This is a genomic window from Rheinheimera gaetbuli (assembly GCF_054781935.1).
In genome coordinates this window covers 125,302-143,336 of sequence record NZ_BAAGTL010000006.1, presented here as the reverse complement: position 1 = coordinate 143,336, position 18,035 = coordinate 125,302, and the positions used below count along the sequence as shown (strand labels likewise).

General features: G+C 47.3%; 15 protein-coding genes. 6 read left to right on the top strand and 9 right to left on the bottom strand.

Annotation, left to right across the window (positions count from 1 at the left end):
- The first annotated feature begins 45 nt into the window (after positions 1–45).
- Positions 46–723 (top strand): LuxR C-terminal-related transcriptional regulator, encoded by a 678-nt coding sequence (locus ACYVIC_RS05625; RefSeq protein WP_460858038.1) that lies wholly within the window; start codon positions 46–48, stop codon positions 721–723.
- Here the strand turns inward: ACYVIC_RS05625 and ACYVIC_RS05620 are convergent.
- Genes ACYVIC_RS05620 through ACYVIC_RS05600 form a run of 5 tightly spaced genes read right to left on the bottom strand, consistent with a single transcriptional unit; the run spans position 690 to position 4,219 of the window.
- Positions 690–1,472, bottom strand: coding sequence for a CsgG/HfaB family protein (locus tag ACYVIC_RS05620; protein ID WP_460858036.1), 783 nt, complete (start codon positions 1,470–1,472; stop codon positions 690–692). The two genes, ACYVIC_RS05625 and ACYVIC_RS05620, sit on opposite strands and share 34 nt — an antisense overlap.
- Before the next feature lie 2 nt (positions 1,473–1,474).
- Entirely contained in the window at positions 1,475–1,858 is a 384-nt protein-coding gene (locus ACYVIC_RS05615) for a curli assembly protein CsgF (protein WP_460858034.1), read from the bottom strand.
- Between the two features lie 17 nt (positions 1,859–1,875).
- Complete coding sequence (locus ACYVIC_RS05610; protein WP_460858032.1) at positions 1,876–2,256, bottom strand: curli production assembly/transport protein CsgE; 381 nt, start codon at positions 2,254–2,256, stop codon at positions 1,876–1,878.
- A gap of 43 nt (positions 2,257–2,299) precedes the next feature.
- Positions 2,300–3,778: a hypothetical protein gene (locus tag ACYVIC_RS05605; RefSeq protein WP_460858031.1), complete on the bottom strand. Its 1,479-nt coding sequence runs from the start codon at positions 3,776–3,778 to the stop codon at positions 2,300–2,302.
- Between the two features lie 48 nt (positions 3,779–3,826).
- Positions 3,827–4,219: a curlin subunit CsgB gene (locus ACYVIC_RS05600; protein ID WP_460858030.1), complete on the bottom strand. Its 393-nt coding sequence runs from the start codon at positions 4,217–4,219 to the stop codon at positions 3,827–3,829.
- A 293-nt stretch (positions 4,220–4,512) separates the two neighbouring features.
- Here ACYVIC_RS05600 and ACYVIC_RS05595 point away from each other — a divergent pair, with 293 nt between their 5' ends.
- From ACYVIC_RS05595 to ACYVIC_RS05580, 4 genes are all read left to right on the top strand, one after another.
- Positions 4,513–6,990, top strand: a complete 2,478-nt coding sequence (locus tag ACYVIC_RS05595; protein WP_460858028.1) for a S8 family serine peptidase — start codon at positions 4,513–4,515, stop codon at positions 6,988–6,990.
- 94 nt (positions 6,991–7,084) lie between these two features.
- Positions 7,085–8,017: an AAA family ATPase gene (locus ACYVIC_RS05590; RefSeq protein ID WP_460858380.1), complete on the top strand. Its 933-nt coding sequence runs from the start codon at positions 7,085–7,087 to the stop codon at positions 8,015–8,017.
- Complete coding sequence (locus ACYVIC_RS05585) at positions 8,005–8,958, top strand: DUF58 domain-containing protein (protein WP_460858026.1); 954 nt, start codon at positions 8,005–8,007, stop codon at positions 8,956–8,958. The genes ACYVIC_RS05590 and ACYVIC_RS05585 overlap by 13 nt, the downstream gene beginning before the upstream one ends.
- Positions 8,952–10,895 carry a transglutaminase family protein gene (locus ACYVIC_RS05580; protein ID WP_460858024.1) on the top strand — a complete coding sequence of 648 codons (1,944 nt, stop codon included), beginning with the start codon at positions 8,952–8,954 and terminating at the stop codon, positions 10,893–10,895. Before ACYVIC_RS05585 ends, ACYVIC_RS05580 begins: the two co-directional genes overlap by 7 nt.
- On the opposite strand, the gene ACYVIC_RS05575 is transcribed toward ACYVIC_RS05580, so the two are convergent.
- The 3 genes from ACYVIC_RS05575 to ACYVIC_RS05565 all read right to left on the bottom strand — a co-directional run bounded on the left by ACYVIC_RS05575 (position 10,869) and on the right by ACYVIC_RS05565 (position 13,547).
- Positions 10,869–11,108, bottom strand: coding sequence for a TIGR02647 family protein (locus tag ACYVIC_RS05575; RefSeq protein WP_460858022.1), 240 nt, complete (start codon positions 11,106–11,108; stop codon positions 10,869–10,871). The genes ACYVIC_RS05580 and ACYVIC_RS05575 overlap by 27 nt on opposite strands.
- Positions 11,109–11,268: 160 nt before the next feature.
- A complete protein-coding gene (locus tag ACYVIC_RS05570; protein ID WP_460858021.1) occupies positions 11,269–12,777 on the bottom strand; it encodes an alanine/glycine:cation symporter family protein in 1,509 nt (502 codons plus the stop codon).
- An 83-nt stretch (positions 12,778–12,860) separates the two neighbouring features.
- Complete coding sequence (locus ACYVIC_RS05565; protein ID WP_460858019.1) at positions 12,861–13,547, bottom strand: glutathione S-transferase family protein; 687 nt, start codon at positions 13,545–13,547, stop codon at positions 12,861–12,863.
- Between the two features lie 156 nt (positions 13,548–13,703).
- Between ACYVIC_RS05565 and ACYVIC_RS05560 the strand changes: the two genes are divergently transcribed.
- Positions 13,704–14,498, top strand: coding sequence for a CLCA_X family protein (locus ACYVIC_RS05560; RefSeq protein ID WP_460858017.1), 795 nt, complete (start codon positions 13,704–13,706; stop codon positions 14,496–14,498).
- A gap of 77 nt (positions 14,499–14,575) precedes the next feature.
- On the opposite strand, the gene ACYVIC_RS05555 is transcribed toward ACYVIC_RS05560, so the two are convergent.
- Positions 14,576–17,794 (bottom strand): TonB-dependent receptor, encoded by a 3,219-nt coding sequence (locus ACYVIC_RS05555; RefSeq protein WP_460858016.1) that lies wholly within the window; start codon positions 17,792–17,794, stop codon positions 14,576–14,578.
- Between the last annotated feature and the right edge of the window lie 241 nt (positions 17,795–18,035).

Genomic DNA, 18,035 nt, shown 5'->3' with positions numbered 1-18,035 from the left:
GCGATAGCAGTATCAATGTAGTTAGGTTGTAAGGAAGTTTATCTGATGGATAAGTTTAACAAACTGGTGGTGATTACAGAGCAAGAGTCACCGCATAGTCTGGTATTGCTGGCTCAGTCAGTTGGGCTGCAGGTTGAACAAAAAAGCAGGGTAGCACTTATGGCTGGCGCAGAACAAAAAACCGGCACTTTGCTTGCCTGCCCTTATCTAAGCTCGGATTTAAATAAAAAAGGCTTATCGATAGAATTACAGTATTTACAAAAGAAAGCGCCATGTTTTTTATTTCAGGCAGAGCGCTCTATGGTTGATATTAAAATGGCGGTTCATGCTGGTATTCGTGGCATCGTATTTCGGGACGAACAATTAGATCGCGTGCTAACAGCGTTAAAAACCATGATGAACGGGCAACTTTACTATAGCCGGTTGGTAATGTCTGAGCTATTGGATGAACTGCTCAAACCTAAGTTAGCCTCGATGCACAAGTCAACTACGCTGTCAGACAGCCATTTGCTGACCAAACAAGAGAAACGTATTATTCAACTGGTAGCAGAAGGTGCACGTAACAAAGAGATTGCCGAGCAGCTCAATATTAGTGCACATACTGTCAAAGCTCACTTGTCTGCTATCTTTCGCAAAACGCAGGCCAGAAACCGGGTTGAATTGCTGCGGTCGCAACAGGGAGCAACACGTTATGATGCTCCGCTGTCATTTAAAGCATTTTGACTGTCGGCGCGCCAAAAGCCGCGCTGCTGTCCCTGCAGCACTATTTCAGCCACTGCGGCTTCAATTGCCTGGCGTACACAATACTGCACGGGTTCGTTGGTAGAGTAACCGCCCTCAGCTTCAACCAAGCGATTTAACGACACATAGCGAAACAGCCCGGCGCGCAGCTCTTGCGAAAATACTTTTTTCGTACTGGAAACCGACATCAACACCTGCCCTGTGTGAACATCTACTGCACGCAAGTAAACGGTGACCTGATCTTCACGATATAACTCGGACGCGCCAATGCCAAAATATTCTGCGCCAATACCACCGGTGGTTAAATTGGTTTCGTAACCGGTAATCCCGCCTTCAAACAATAGCCTTGCTTCTTTTAGTGGCGGTAATTCCTGAGACTTTTTGTTTGAACTCTGTATTTTGCGCTCGGTAAGCAGATTTTGTAGCCCTTCCCGCTCCAACGGCGCAAACCAGCCACTATCAAGTAGAATTTGAGTTAATACCGATGTTGCGCCTTGCGTTACCGCAGTAGAAAAACTTGATACATTGGCCTGCGGTTTATACTGTCCGGTCTGGTCGCGAAACGCATATACCGACACAGGAATAGCCGTACGTGGTGCCCCCTGTTGTTGTAACTGCTGCATTAATGGGCTAACAGTATCAATTGCTGCAGGTGTAATATTTAGCGTTGGCTTGGGTATTAGTGAGCAGCCGCCAAGCAATATGGCTGTCGTGACAAATAAGACTTTCATGCTCAGCCTCCAATCACTGGAATAGTAATAACGGTAACTTCACCGGTTTCCAGATTGGTGATGTGCACTATAACACTGCCATCGGTGCCATTATTTATCTCAATTAAAAACTCGCCAGTATTATAAACACCTTCGACCAACTCACCATCAGCGATGCGGCGGGTAAGCGAGTTAATAATATTGCGCTCTAGTGCATCTTGAAATTTCTCGACAAATGACAAGCCTCTATCTTCTGGCTTATGTGCATTTTGACTCTGGGCTTTTTGTAGCAAAAAATTACCGTTTAACGGATTACCACCAAAACTTGGATTAATTGGCGTGTAAACTAACTCCGTAGCGTTAACCACAGAACTGCATGCAAACAACAAGAGGTACTTCAGTTTCATTATTGTTATTCCCCTTACTACATCATTACGTCATTTTGTCCCAGCATTTTTTCTGTCTGAATATTCGCCAGTTCATTAATACTAAGCAATACGGCCTGCTCAGCCATATTTTTTACATCATTATATCTGCGGCCAAAATAGGTCTGGTAGATACGCTTTTGGTTCATCTCAACCCAAAGAAAGGTGCCGGCTTGCGGATAAACCTGCTCATAAATCACAACGGTTACACCTTCTGTCGAGGGCATATCACGCCAATAACCAGAGTAATAAAAAGAGAAATCTTTACCGAAGCGCGAAATGGTGCGGTCCAGCACTAAACCACCAAGGGCAATATCGTCTGCTACCGCAGGAACACTTAACAGCAGCCAGATAAATAGCGTACGAACATAATTTTTCATTTTGATACACAAATTAAGGCGGCTTACGCCGCCCTTAAACAACTTAGTTTTGTACCACAATAGCGGTATTGAAATCACCCACCTGTGTTACTGTCATCAGGTTTGCACTGCCACCCTGACTACCTAACACCAGGTTGTCATTGCCTTGTTGCGTGATATTAACTAAACCGTTGTCACCGGTAACGGCAAAATAATCGTTGTCACCAGCAACCCAGTTACCCCTGCCCGATTGCAAGATATCAATACTGTTGGCATTGCCAGCCAGTAAAATATCTACCAGATTAATACCACCGTCTTGTGAAACAGTGACACTGTTTGCTGATACAGCAACTTCACTGGTAAAAAGTGCGGTGTTTTCTGTGCCTTTTTGCTCTATGTCGAAGGTATTGTCATCACCAATAACATCTACCACGGCAAAGTTTTCATCACCAAGCTGGCGAATTTCTGCCAGGTTATTTGCACCGTTAAAGCCAATACCGGCAATGTTGTTATCGCCGTTGCTATAAATGTTACCGATGTTGTTAGCGCCTATCAGCACCATTTCGCTTACGTTACCATCGCCTTGCTGGCGAATTTCGACATTGTGGCCATCACCCTCAGTGGCAAAAAAGGCACTATTGGCGTCACCACGTTGCCAAACATCGATTTGGTTGTCATTGCCAACCAAGCCAACAGGTGCCTCAATAACGTTGCCGTTACCACGCTGATCTATCAAAACAAGGTTATCATCGCCGGCTAAAGGCTCGAGCAGAAACTCATTACCATCGCCGCGCTGCAGCACATCAACCAGGTTATTATTACCATTTACATCAAAAGCAATAAAAACGTTGGCATTACCGTCTTGCAGCACAGCAACATCGTTGTTGTCGCCTTGTAAACCTACCACGCCACCCACATTGCCATCACCGGACTGCTCGGATTCGAAGACATTGCCATTGCCGGTCAGGTTAAACATGCCTGCTTCGTTATTATTGCCTTCCTGCAATGCCATCAACTCGTTGTCATTGCCGACAAAACCCGCATTGGCCCAGTTACTGTTACCATTTTGTTCAATCTCTACCAGGTTGGTATTTCCGGTTAGCGATACTATAGCCTCGCTAAATTCACCTGCCTGAATCACTGCAGTGTCGTTCGCGTCGCCGTTTACGACCACCTGTGCCTGATTAAAAAAACCGCTTTGAGTCGATGTAGCGGTATTTTCCTGGCCGGCAATATCAACAATGCTAATGTGCCAGTTATCGGTTTGCTCAATGCGGATCTGATTGTCATCACCTGCAACAAAGGTGTAGGCCTCTGTCCAGACACCATTTTGAGTAATAGCCGTCGTATTTAAAGCACCATTTTGCTCAACAACCGCAAGGTTAATATCACCGCTCTGTGTTACTTCTGCAAGGTTACCTTCAGCTGCCGACGTTGATGTTTGGTTGACAATTGCTTCATTGCCAGTGGCAAAAGCCTGACCACTGACGACTAGCGCAATAGCTAAGCCCAGCATGTGTTTGCGTGGAAAACTAAGTTTCATCACATTCTCCCTAACTTATTATTAGTATTTCATTAGTACTGAATTTCATTAGTACTGCACTATAGAAATGGTCTCACCGACGCCGGACTGCTCAATCGAAAAGTGTCGGTTGCCCCATTGCTCTATCTGGATCTGGTTATTTTCACCATATTGAACAACCAGAGCAGAATTGTTGTTGCCATATTGGCTGATTTGCGCACTGTGCCCCACTCCGCGTTGCTGCAGCAATATTTGGTTTAGCAAGCCTTGCTGGATTAAAAGCGCATAGTGCCCCTGCCCCGACTGCGTAACATCAGCAACATTTAAGTCACCAAATTGGGCAATATCGACACCATTTGCCAGCGCGTGGCGTTCCAATAATGACGTGAACTGCACTGATACATCTGCGCTGATCTGGCAAGTTGCCAGCGCCAACCATACAACTGCAGCCCACTTCAACATCTTATTCACCATTACCCCCTCACCTAATTTACAGACCTAGGCTAAAGCACTGCTCAAAAGCTGCAATAGGAATAAACGCCTATTTTTTCACGTTTACGTAACACAAATTAATTTATTATAAGCATTAAAACCAATCAATTAGGATATATAGTTAACATTTACCTATCCTATATGACTAATACTTTTGGGTTATTTTTTTTAAAACGTTTAAATAAAGCTTCTACTCGTGCTATCCATTATTGTGCAACACTTGAAATACATGTTTAACACTTAATTAAAATTGGATAATAACTATGATGAGAAAAAATCTTATCGCTCTTGCCATCGCGGCAAGCCTTTCTTCAGTTTCGGCAGTTGCCGCGACCGGTTCGGGGGAAGACACAATACTGGTCATGTTTAAGCCTGGCGTTGCCAAGCAGGAGCGTGTCGAGGTGGTTAAAAATGCTGGGGCGAGCTTAAGGCAACTGGATGAGCAAGGCCGCGACATGAAAATGCGCTATGTGGCAGATGGCAGAATTGTACAAGTTAAGGTACCCAAAGGGGCCGACAGAGAGCGGTTAATTAAAAAGTTAACACTTAACCCTGCCGTTGAAATTGCAGAGCCGGATTTTCCATTAAAAGCCTTGGCAACACCTAATGATCCGCGCTTCGGCGATTTATGGGGGTTACACAACACAGGCCAGGCTGGCGGCACTGCCGGTGCTGACATCAAAGCAGTAGACGCGTGGGATATTACTACCGGTAGTCGCAATATTATTATCGGTGTTATTGATAGCGGCATGGACTACAACCACCCGGATTTAATCGATAACCGCTGGGTCAACCCTGGTAACCTGCCAGGCAGTACTTATGGCTACTCTACGTTAAATGCAGCACAAGATCCGATGGACAGCGACAGCCATGGCACCCATGTTGCCGGCACAATCGGTGCATCTGGTAACAATGGCACTGGGGTTGTGGGCGTGAACTGGAACGTAACACTATTACCTTGTCAGTTCCTGGGCCCTAGCGGCGGCAGCACAGCTGGCGCTATTGAGTGTATTAACTATTTCACTGATCTGAAAGTAAACCATGGTGTTGATATAAAGGCGACTAACAATTCCTGGGGGGGCGGTGGTTTTTCTGAGACTTTAAAAGCTGCTATCGAATCAGCGGGTGATGCAGGTATCTTATTTATTGCCGCGTCTGGTAATGATGGCGGTAACGCCGATTCAACACCGATGTACCCTGCGGCATATGATTCAGACATAATCGTGTCGGTTGCATCAACCGATCGCAATGATGCGATGTCGGGTTTTTCGAACTACGGCGCAACCTCAGTCGATCTTGGTGCTCCGGGTTCAGCCATTTTGTCAACCGTGCCAGGTGCTGGCTATGCTAGCTATTCAGGTACATCAATGGCCTCACCGCATGTAGCCGGCGCAGCTGCGCTGCTATGGTCAGTTAACCCTGAGCTGTCAGCGCTGGAAATGAAAGCCATACTGATGGACTCTGGTGATGCACTACCTGCACTGGAAGGCAAAACAGTATCAGGTAAACGGTTAAACTTGGTGAATGCGCTCGATGCAGCGGACCCTACACCGTCTTTCAAACTGGCACTAAGCCCAAGAACACAGCACGTTATCGCTGGCAACGCAGCCCAGTACACCTTGGATATTGGCAATATTGCCGATTGGATGGGCGATGTATTACTCAGTGTCGACGTGCAACCGGATTTAGCCGGTGTCAGCTTATCAGCTACAACTGCACAGCCGGGTCAATCAGTAACGTTGGACGTGACCACTGCGGCCGACACGGCCTGGGGTAACTATCAATTTACTATTACCGGCACCGATGCAGCAAGTGGTGAATTGGTCAAATCTGTTGATGCCAGCCTCAGCGTGCTACCGCAAGGCCTGCAAGACTATGAATTTGAAAACCCCACACCAATTGCCATCCCGGACAACAATGCTGAAGGCATCGCCAGCATTATAAATGTAGCGCAAGCAGGCGCAGTATTTGGCACCGATGTTGGCGTAAACATTACGCACACCTGGCGCGGTGACTTGCTGGTTAAGTTGCGCTCACCACAGGGTACTGAACACACCTTACATAACCGTTCTGGCAGCAATGCTGACGATTTAGTCCAAAGCTGGCAGCTAGATGTCTTTAATGGCGAAGCAATGCAGGGTGACTGGACATTACTGGTGTCTGATAATGCAGGTTTAGATACAGGCACGCTAAACAGCTGGAATCTGACGTTAACTGCTCTGTCTGATGGTGATACCAACCCGGATCCGGTAGCACCCGTTGCTGATTTCAGCTATAGCGTATCGGGTTTAACAGTCACATTCACCGATATGTCAACTGATGCAGACAATGATATTCAAAGTATCAGCTGGGATTTTGGTGATGGTAACAGCTCGACCGACGCCCTGGTAACACACAGCTACGCAGCTGCGGGAAGCTATAACGTTAGTTTGACCGCTACCGACAGCACCGGGCTTAGCAACACGGTTGTAAAATCCGTTACTGTTAACGAAGCTGATAGCGAATTAGCTCTTACATTGCAGCGTTCAATACGTACCCGCACCGGTTCAACTATTGTTGACCTGCGCTGGACAGGGACGGCAGACTCGGTTGATATTTACCGCGATAGTCAGTTAATTGATACAACCAGCGACAACGGTCGCTACCGTGATCGCTTTAACTCACAGGCAGCAACAGTAAGCTATAAAATATGCCTGGCAGGCACTGACACCTGCTCAGCAGATTTAACCGTTAGCTTCTGATAGTCATCATGAGTACTATAAGGCGGCTTTTGCCGCCTTTTTTATGTTTGCAGTTCTTAATCTGACAAGTAGTATACTGCGTAATAACACCATTATGCTGTACGAAAGAGGACTGTCAGTGTTAACACAACTACATCAGGTAGAACAAAGCCTGAATCAGGTTATTCTGGGAAAAGCTAGCCAGATAAGACTAGCTTTGTGTTGCTTGTTAGCAGAAGGACACTTACTGCTGGAAGATTTACCCGGCATGGGCAAAACAACTCTTGCACATGCTTTAGCCAATAGTCTTGGTCTTAGCTACCGCAGAGTGCAATTTACCAGTGATTTATTGCCAGGCGATTTAGTCGGCCTGAGCATTTATGATGCCCGCTCACAACAATTTCGTTTTCAACCTGGACCAATTTTTAGCCAGGTATTACTGGCAGATGAAATTAACCGCGCCAGTCCGAAAACACAGAGCGCGTTACTTGAAGCAATGGAAGAGCGCCAGGTATCCGTTGACGGTGAAACCCGGCCGTTGCCGTCACCGTTTTTTGTTATCGCCACGCAAAACCCGCTGTTTCATGCCGGCACTTCACCGCTGCCCGAATCACAGCTAGACCGTTTTATGTTTCGTTTATCGTTGGGATTCCCTGAACGTGAAGCTGAACACGAGCTATTGCGCAGTGATAACCGCAGCTCCAGATTGACCTTGCTAAACGCTCAACTCAGCCCGGAACAGCTCAACCTGTTACAACTGGCGGTAGACAAAATTAACACCAGCGATGCACTTATAGACTATCTATTATCGCTGGTGAGTAGCAGCAGGCAGCGCCGTGACATGCTTCCGCTATCGCCCAGAGCATCTAAAGCGATACTTCGTGCGGCCAAAGCTTATGCTCTTATAAACGGTCGCGACTATGTCAGCGCTGAAGACGTAAAAACTGTCTTCCCTTTTGTCGCGGAGCATCGGTTAGATCCTGCGTCAAATGCCAGAGAATGTAAGTTAAGCGCAATGTTGCTGCAACAAACACCATGTCCTTTGTAGCTGTGCGTCAGTCTCTTTACCAGCGATACTGGCGCTGGATCAGTCGTTATCTGGACAAACGGCAACCTGCGGCTGACACCGTGGTGCTAACACAAAAGCTGATTTTTATTCTGCCAAGTCGTTATGGTTGCTGGTTCATGTTGCTCACGGCTTTATTGTATTTGCTTGGTACTAATTATCAGAATAACCTGATTTTGCTTTTGAGCTACCTGATGCTCAGCCTGTTTCTACTTTGCATTGTGCTGACATACCAGAATATGAGTGGTTTAACACTACGCTGCCCTCGCGCGCCAGAATTATTTGCGGATACAGCTGGCATTGCGGCTGTTGAGCTTAGTTCGGTCAAAAACCACTTTATGCTACAGCTTAACTTCATTGGCCACAACGCCATAACGCTGGAACAACGTGTTGATAGCGCTGCACTGACTTTACAACCAACGTTGAGAGGCTGTTACCTTTTGCCCAGATTGAAAATTAGCAGTGATTATCCGTTCGGTTTGTGGCGCAGTTGGAGTTATGTAGCCATACAACAACAGTATTGGGTATACCCCGCGCCGGTCGCCGGACAACAGCAGCAAGCCGCAGACGATGCGACCAACAGCGCAGAACAAGATACCAGCGTGCCATCGGGCGATAATCTTGCGCCATATCGCAGTGGTGACAGTTTACGTTACCTGCTGTGGAAAAGACTGGCCAGAGACCCTTACAATCCGGTGATCCGCCAGCAACATCACAGCCCTGAAGCAAAACCAGATTGGGTTGAGGTTCCGCCTGTAAGTGGAGATGCGTTAGAACGTGCGCTAAGTATTGCCTGCCAGCAACTACTCGCGCTGGAACACAGCGGTAATCGTTACGGGTTGAAATTACGCGGTACAGTTATCGGCCAGTCGAACGGGCCCGCCCATTTGCAACGCTGCTTACAAGAGCTGGCATTATGCTGAAATCACAACATCTGCTCCTATTATGGGCGACCTTACAGCTGCTTTTATTAGCATTACTGCAAGAAGCTTTCGCCTGGTGGATTATTGCTATCTATGCCCTGCTGATACTTTACTCGGCAACCGCGGTGTTACAAAAAAAAGCCTCTGCCAGCCTCAAACTTGCCAATATCATCGCCGCGCTGCTCACTGTTGCCCTGTTGCTTAATATGCGCCAGGCTGGTGTGTTACATTTTATGCTACAAATTCTATTGCTATCGGCAATACTACGGCTATTTGCCCTGCGTCATCTGCACGAAGCACGTCAGTTAGTGTGGGTGCAGTATTTTCTGATTGCCAGCTGTTTTATCCTGCATCAGCAGATGTTGGTTGCATTTGCTATTGTCGTGCTGTTTGGCGCTAACTGTTATAGCCATTACAAGTTGTTTGCCCCGGCCGCAGCCAGGCTAGACCTTGTCCTTAGCGGACGAGCAGTGTTAATTATTCTGCCGCTGTGGTTAGGTATGTTTTTATTGTTTCCTCGTTTGCCACCATTTTGGCAAATCCCCAATGCGAAAATTGCCAGCACCGGCTTGTCTGACACGTTAGACCCCGGCTCTATTGAAAAACTGGTGCAAGATGACCGTTTGGCGTTTCGCGCGGAGTTCAGCGGCGCACTGCCTGAGCGGCAGCAACTATACTGGCGTAGCTATCTTTACGAAGACTTCGATGGCCGGCGCTGGCAGGTGAATCCATTGCGGCGGCAAGACCATACCACAATACCTCCAACAGCTACTGCTGTCGAATCAGAAACCAGTTATCGGATTATCGCCGAAGCCAGCCAGCAGCGTAATTTGTTTGCGCTTGGCGTGCCGCTGCAAAGTAGCAACGGCGTAAAAGTTGTCAGTAGCGGACTGGTTATAGCCGACAAAGCAGTTAGCCAGCGCTTCAGTTACAGCATAAGCAGTGCACTGCAAGCGTTGCCGCTGCAGTCGTCGAGGGAGCGTGACATTAATCTGCAGCTGGCGCCCGGTAATCCGGCCACCAAAGAATTAGCACTCCAACTTCGGCAACAATATGCCGATACCGCAGACTTGGTTAACGCATTGGCAGCATTTTTTAATCAGCAGGATTTTTATTACAGCCTTACACCGCCGGCTCTTGGCCGCGATAGCGTAGATCAATTTTTGTTTCAGACCCGTAGCGGGTTTTGCAGCCACTATGCCTCTGCAACTGCGCTGTTGCTGCGTCATGCTGGCGTACCCGCACGCGTAGTTGGTGGCTATCTCGGTGGCGATTGGCATCAGGCGCAAGGCTATCTGGCCGTGCGCCAGCGAGAAGCTCACGCCTGGGTTGAGTATTATTCTCAAGGCTATTGGCAACGATTTGATCCTACCGCAGCTGTTGCACCAGAGCGTATTTTACAGAGCCTGGATATGGCGTTGTCCGATGACGAGCGCGACATGTTGACACCATTTTGGCAACGCTCATCTGTACTACAAATAATCAGCGTGCAACTTATGCATCTCGATTATTATTGGTCCGTCTGGGTGCTGGGCTTTGACGATACACGGCAAAACAACTTATGGCGCAGTATACGCCAGCATGCCAGTCTTATCGCTTATGTTAGCGCGGCGGCTGTTGTTTTGCTGCTTCTGGTTGTCGGTTTGTGGTTGCTGCAACGGCGAAAAACCAACCAACCGTTGCCGGCAAAAGCATTGCTGTTAAAAGCACTGAAGCCGGCGCTAACATCCAAAGCACCGGCACAAAGTGTGTCCGCTTGTATACATGACCTCGCCAAACGCCATCCCAGCCACAGTAAAATGCTACAGCTACTGCTGCAGCAATACGAGTTAGCGGTATTCGCTGAACAGCATCAAGCCAAGCTGACACTGCGGCAGTTATTAAAACAACACAAAACCAGCCTGATAGCGCTAAACCGGGCCGTTAAGGATACGTAACGCCGTATGCAAATGTTCTGCACAATGAATACCAAGATCAGTTAAAAACCCACCGTCGGGCTGGGTAACCAGCCCCTTGTCATACAGTCGGTGTATCGCTGCCAGGGTGTCAGCTTCGGCAGACTGATGAACTTTGATACCCTCCATGGCGCTGTCGAGATTAAACATTGTCAAGATACGAATTTCGGCATTCAACTGCGGGGATATAGGCATGGCGACACTCCTTTATAGTTATCTAATCAACATAGTCAGCTGTGGCACAAAAGCAACACCAGCCGATATAAAACCGCAGTTTTGCCAACATGTGCTAAAGCAAAAAATAAAAACCCGGCGCAGTTAAACTAATACCGGGTTTTACTATGCAATCAACTTGCTACTGTGACAAGTCTTGTTGCTTCTGTTTAGCTAAGCGCTTTTCCCAGAACGTAGCATTGGTAATACCTAATTTAACCGGGTCAAAGGTTATAGGGCCGCCAGCCTTCTTTTGTTGCTCAAAATCACGCAGGCAGCGCATGGTCGGCTTATACATAAAAAAGATTAGTAAAATACCCAACACATTAACCCAAGCCATTAAGCCAACGCCAATATCACCGATATTCCAGATATAACCGGCATTATTAACGGTGCCATAGGCCACCATAAACATCAGTAGTATCTTAAAAACCAAACTAGGCAGTTTGTTATTGAAGATACGGTTTAGATAAGCCACATTGGTTTCGGTTATGTAGTAGTACGCCAGAATAGTTGTAAAAGCGAAGAAAAACAGCGCCAGACCAACAAATAACTGACCGAAATTACCAAAGACACTAAATAGCGCCATCTGCGTAAAGGCTGCAGAACCAATTTCGGTAGCTGCATCAACGTTTTGCACGATAAACTGCCCAGCTGGCAGCTCGCCAACCACATTGTATTGCTGGGTGATCAGAATCATCAGCGCCGTAGCAGTACAAACAAACAGCGTATCAACATAAACAGAAAACGCCTGCACCAAGCCTTGCTGCGCCGGATGATCAACTTCAGCCGCCGCCGCTGCGTGTGGCCCGGTGCCCTGCCCGGCTTCATTAGAATATATACCGCGTTTAACGCCCCAACCTATCGCAGCGCCAAAACCGGCTTGAGCGGTAAAAGCATCAGACAAAATGAGACTGAAAACCCCAGGTACTTTATCCAGATTAAGAAACACCACAATAAGCGCCAGCACGATATAACCCAATGCCATAAACGGCACCACAATCTGGGTAAAATGAGCAATCCGCTTAATACCGCCGAAAATAATAAACGCCAGAACTATCAGGATCACCGCCAGCGCAATCAGCTTATGAGTGCCCACTTCGCCAAAGCTGGTAACCACCATGTTGCCATCACCAAACACCTGAGTAACCGCATTACCCACAGCATTGGCTTGTACACCAGGCAGGAAGATACCACAACCGATAATGGCAGAAATGGCAAATAAAATACCCAGCCATTTCCAGCCCAGGCAACGCTCAAAATAATAGGCCGGACCGCCGCGATACTGGCCGTTTTCTTCTACTTTGTAAAGTTGCCCGAGTGTAGACTCAACGTAAGCGGTACTGGCCCCTAAAAAGGCCACCACCCACATCCAGAAAATTGCACCTGGCCCACCAAAGCCGATAGCAGCAGCAACACCGGCGATGTTACCCACACCTACCCGACCTGACAGCGACACCGCCAGCGCCTGAAATGATGATATGCCTTTATCTGACTCAGTATTGTTTAGCAGCAGTTTGCACATTTCTTTAAAATGCCTAACCTGTGCAAAACGAGTTAAAATTGAATAAAACAAACCGGCGCCAAGACACAAATAAATCAGCGCCGGGCTCCAGATAATGCCATTAAGCGCACTAATAAAGCCTTCCATTTCCCTTCCTTATAGTTATATTTCAAAGCATTTGTTGTTATACGGTAATAATTTGCCACATCAGCGCTACAATAGCTACGCCGTTAACTTAACTGACGATAATCGGCGGTAATTTTGCCATAATCGGCAATTTCTTTGTCATGGGCATCATCGGTCCATGGCTCGGCTAATGCTTGTTGATACCAGTCTTGCATGGCAGGCAATGCCAGCAAATGTTGCAGGTAACTTTTTGCCCGCTCAGAGAAGGCTAAGTCATAGCTTTGCATGCGAAATGCAACCGGCGCAAAAAAGGCATCTGCGGCACTAAACTGCGCACCAGCCAAAAATGGCCCGCCAAACTGGCTAATACCCTGCTCAAAAAGTTCTGATAGACGGTCGATATCCTGTTGAAGCGCAAAAGTGACATTATGCAGCTGCACACGATGTCGACAACTCATGCCGCATATGTTGCGCAGCGCAGAAAAACCAGAATGCATTTCGGCAGCGGCGCAACGGGCAAACGCCCGGGCTTTAGTATCTGCAGGCCAAACATTGCTGTGGCTTTCATACAAAAATTCAGCGATGGCCAGCGAATCCCATACCACCAGATCTTTTTGCACCAGACAAGGAACCTTACCACTAGGCGAAAAAGTACGGAACTTGTCAAAGTTGCCTTGCTGACTAAAGGGAACCAATTGCTCGATAAAAGGGATCTGCAGTTGTTGCATTAAAACCCAGGGCCGCAGTGACCAGGAAGAGTAGTTTTTATTTGCTATATAGAGTTCCCGCATACAAAGCTCCAGTCTTTATTAGTATCAATATAGGATAAACCAAGCGAACGAAAATCACTGACTTATTTGTGCCCCTTGATGGCTTTGCAGTTTTTATCAGACCGCATTAATCGTGTTAAGCTAGCGGCATTTAGGCTGTGTATTAATTGCATTACCATGTTTAAACAGCGAATTCAGCGACAGTTTTACCGCAATGGGCCAGCCCATCGCAGTGGTGCAGACGTCAGCTTTAGCGATCTGGTTAAAGTATTTGGTTTTAACAGCATTCATATTGGCCGCTGGGTAACGGCCGAAGAGCTACAACTGGCAGCCAATTTATTTTTTGACGCTTTTTGCGATTTACAACACCTGCTGCAAGTTCCACCGCAAGTGATCTCACTAAACGGTAGCTTAGCTATTACCTTTGGCATTGGTGGTCAACCCGGTGTTTGCGCGCATTATCAGCCGCAGGGGCGTATTTTAGCGCTGGCGAAAAATGCCGGCGGCGGCAGTTTGGCTCACGAGTGGTTTCATGCGTTTGATCACTACATCGCTGACAAAATGTTTGCCAAAACCGCTACGCGTAACCAATTTTCCAGCTCGGCCTGGCTGCAAAATTTACCCATTATTCCACATTATCTCAATGAGTTACTAAGTACCGCTTACCAAATACTGTATTTATCTGCCGACGGTCAAAACAAAAGTGATTTCTTTGAGCATTGCCGCCAACTTGACTGCCAAAGCAACAGATTATATCTGGCGATGCCAGAAGAAATGGCCGCCAGAGCGTTTGAAAAAGTCTTGCAACGCCAGCCGCTAAAAAACAACTTTCTGGTGGCTGGTACGCTAAAAGGTAAAGGCGCAGAATCAGGTATTTATCCTACCGACACGCTAAGCGATATGCTTGGCAACATTTGGCTGGAGTATTTTCAATTGTTGGGCCAGGGCTTACGCCATAAATCCCGGAGTTGATGCTGATAAATAATAAAAACCGCGTAATAGCCCTGCTACGCGGTTTTTATTTCACCAGAACGTTCAGATCTTAGTGATCAGAATACGGCCCTTACACTCAGCGCATAGCGCCGGTCAGTAGTAAAACTTAGCGCATCCGTTTTTACACCCGCCTGGTTCATCTGATACTGGGTTTTAGTTTCGGTATTCAGCAAGTTGCTGCCTTCAATACCAATTTTCCAATTATCATTGATTGTGTAGTAAAAGCTGGCATCCAGCATACCCGACGCTTTAGCAAACGCTGGTACGTATTCTTCTGATTCACGCAGCGTTAGCAGATATTCAGAGCGCCAGGTGTAAGCCAGGCGAAATGAGATATCTTCATACTCGTACATACCAACGATATTCAGATTCTGATCTGAGTAGCCCTGCAACGGCAAACCTGAGAATACCCGGAAAGTATTCCGGTTGTCGTCAACGCGGCTGCCATCTTCTTTAAAGCCCAAAGTTCCTGCTGCAATCTCGTTTGGATCTTCCAGACCGCTTTGGTCAATATAGGTGTAGTTAAACTGCAAACCTAAACCGCGCCAGGCGCCCGGTAACATGTCATAGAATTGCGAATACGAAAACTCTACGCCACTAATAGTGCCCGAGCCGGTGTTGGCCGGACCATAGGCAGAGACATCGTATTTCTCACCGTTGTAGGTAACATCCAAATCGAATTGCCGGTTGCGGATGATATTATCCAGCTTTTTATGGAACAGGCCCACATTTAAGAAACCAGCACTGGCAAAATACCACTCAGCGGTTAAATCAACATTAAATGACTCCTCCGGCTCCAGGTATGGGTTACCTGCCAGTGCAGTAACCTCGATATTGTCCAGCGCCACTACCGGGTTATTAACTTCGTCCTGATCCTGGCCCGGCGTTTGCAAACGGCGGGTGTAATCTAAATCCAGCAAGCTGATATTACGTGCGTCTGACAGGCTGGGGTAATACAAGCCTTTGGAGGCGGCAAACCGCAGCACGATATCGTCGCTAACGCCAAAGTTCAGGTTCAAGCTGGGTAACACTGTATCGTAATCAGTGCCGTCTACCGTGCTAAGTTGTGAGTCGCCAGAAGCCAAATCGTAATAACGCTTATACTCGCTCTGTTGCATAACTGTATTCAATGAGCTGCCCGGCTCACCGCGTTTAATCGCCAACGGCTGCACAAAGGCGCCAGTAGATTGCAGCTTATAACTGACATAACGCAAACCAAGGTTACCTTTTACCGGTATATCCAGATCGGTCAATTCAAAATCACCACGCAGGTAAAACTCTGTGCGCTTTTCATTTGAAGAGCTAATATTGTGGGCCGCAAAAGGGCCTTCAACCCGGTTAGGTTTATCGGTGTAGGGCACATAAGTACCACTACAAACGCCGTTATTCGCTGCGCTATTGGTGGCGTTATGCCAGCCTTCCTGGCAGCCCTGACGTAATGAATTAGCAAAGTTTTTTACCAGTGACATTTTAGGAAATAAAAAGCTGTTTACACTGCCCAGTAGCACATCACCATGGTAGTAATCGGCAAAGTTAACCTGCTCAAACAGCTCAGGTCGGTTGACCGCGGCGGCAGCATTGCGATCATTTTGATTCCAGGGCGTGCCAATTGCGGTCCAGCCTTCATATGCGGTATCACGGATGGTCAGGTCTTTGTCAGTAAAATATGCGCCGGTGCGAACACTGGTCCAGACGCCATCGAGTTCATACTTTAGATTGAACTTAAAACTGTCTGCTTTTGCCGTATTATGCTCCTCTTGCTCCATCCCTGTACCCAGAAATAAATTCGGTACCGGGCCGTCCCACTCGGGATTAGGCGACCAACCCGGGGTCTGGATGTTATTGCTGAGAAACTCAATAGTCGGCCGCGAACCGCGCATATCCAGGAAATAAGGCGATACAACCTGCACACTTGACCCCCGGGTCTGACCAGACATACTGTAGTTATGCACCACTTTGTCTGAATCAATACGCTGGTAATCAAACTCCATACTTAAGCGATCTGTAGGTTTATATTTCAGATTAAACGAGGTGTCTTTAACGGTATTTTCGTTGTAGTTCCAACGACTGCGATAAAAAAACGGTGTCTCGGGGCTAACGCCTAATGCCACACCAGAGGTAACAAAGCCGTTTTCAGTAGTTAACGGGTACCCGGAAGCGGCATCATCGCGCCAGTTCTGAGAAAAACCCATAAAACTTCTGAAACCCTGCGCCGCCTGACCAATCTGCCGCTCTTCCCACTCTAAGGACGCGTCAGAATTAATGTGCTCTAAAGTAGCCACAATAGTGTTGTCGCTGTTGGCCCACTGAAGTGATGAGGTAAAGCCAGTGCGTTTACGATCGTTATCGGCAGTGCTCATATGTATTGCCGCAGGAACATGCCAGACACTGCCTGCCGGTTGTCCTGGCAATGCCGGCCCATCAAGCGGAGAATCCGGATCTACATCTACCATGCCACCCCATTGATCAAGAACAGGAACAAAAGCATCGCCACGCGAGTGAAAGTTGCCTAACCCGACGCCATCACCACGTGTTTTATATTCAGATTGCGAAGCGGCAATAAGAAAACCGAACTTGCCGGCGTTAGTTTCCCAGCTGTCTGAGAACAAAGCAGAAAATGATGGCGTAATCTCTTCGCGAAAATCGCCGTAGTTGGCTTTACCATTAAAAGAAAACACACGCTTGTCAGAATCGAAGGGTTTACGGGTAATCAGGTTAACGGTACCAGCAATACCGCCTGAAATCAGATCTGCAGTCTGGTTTTTTACCACTTCTACTGCGCCGAGCAATTCCGCCGGAAAATCTTCATAGCTTAACCCCCCCCAGGGATTGGCACTGAAAGCGCCCCTGCCATTAACTTCTGAGCGAACCCGATCCAAACCGCGTACCAGTACACCTGTACCTTCATCGGCGTAGTGTTTAGGATCGTCAGAAGAGGCAAAACGCTCAATGGTAACACCGGGCACCCGTTGTAATGCTTCGGTTACCGATTTGTCTGGCAAGGCGCCGATATCGGTAGCAGTAATCAGATCTTTTACGGTATCGGCATAACGTTTCAGGTTTTGTGCACTGTTTAAGCTGCCACGTATACCTTTTATCTCTATCACTTCGACTGAGTCTGCACTATTCTGCGCAATGACATCGCTGTCATTTTGTGGTGAAGTTTGTGCCAGAGTTGCTAACGGGGCCAGGCCCAATAGTGCAGCTGAAATAGCCAGGCTGAGTCTGGCCCGTTTAATACCGTTATTATAGCTATCGCTGAGTAGTTCAGACATGATGTAGTCTCTTCTGTTCTTGTTTTATTCCGTTCAGCTTTGCCTGCAGCGCAACTACCGGCAAAACCAATATGTACTTATCTTGTTCTTCCTGGTTAAACCTGACATCACTACCAAATACGCCAGACTCAAATGTTACTTTGTACCATGAAGACCAAAAAGTAAACACCTTAAAGCGAAAAAACCGCCACATATAGCAAGCAGTTCTAGACTTTATTATCTTTATTGCTTATTAATATGT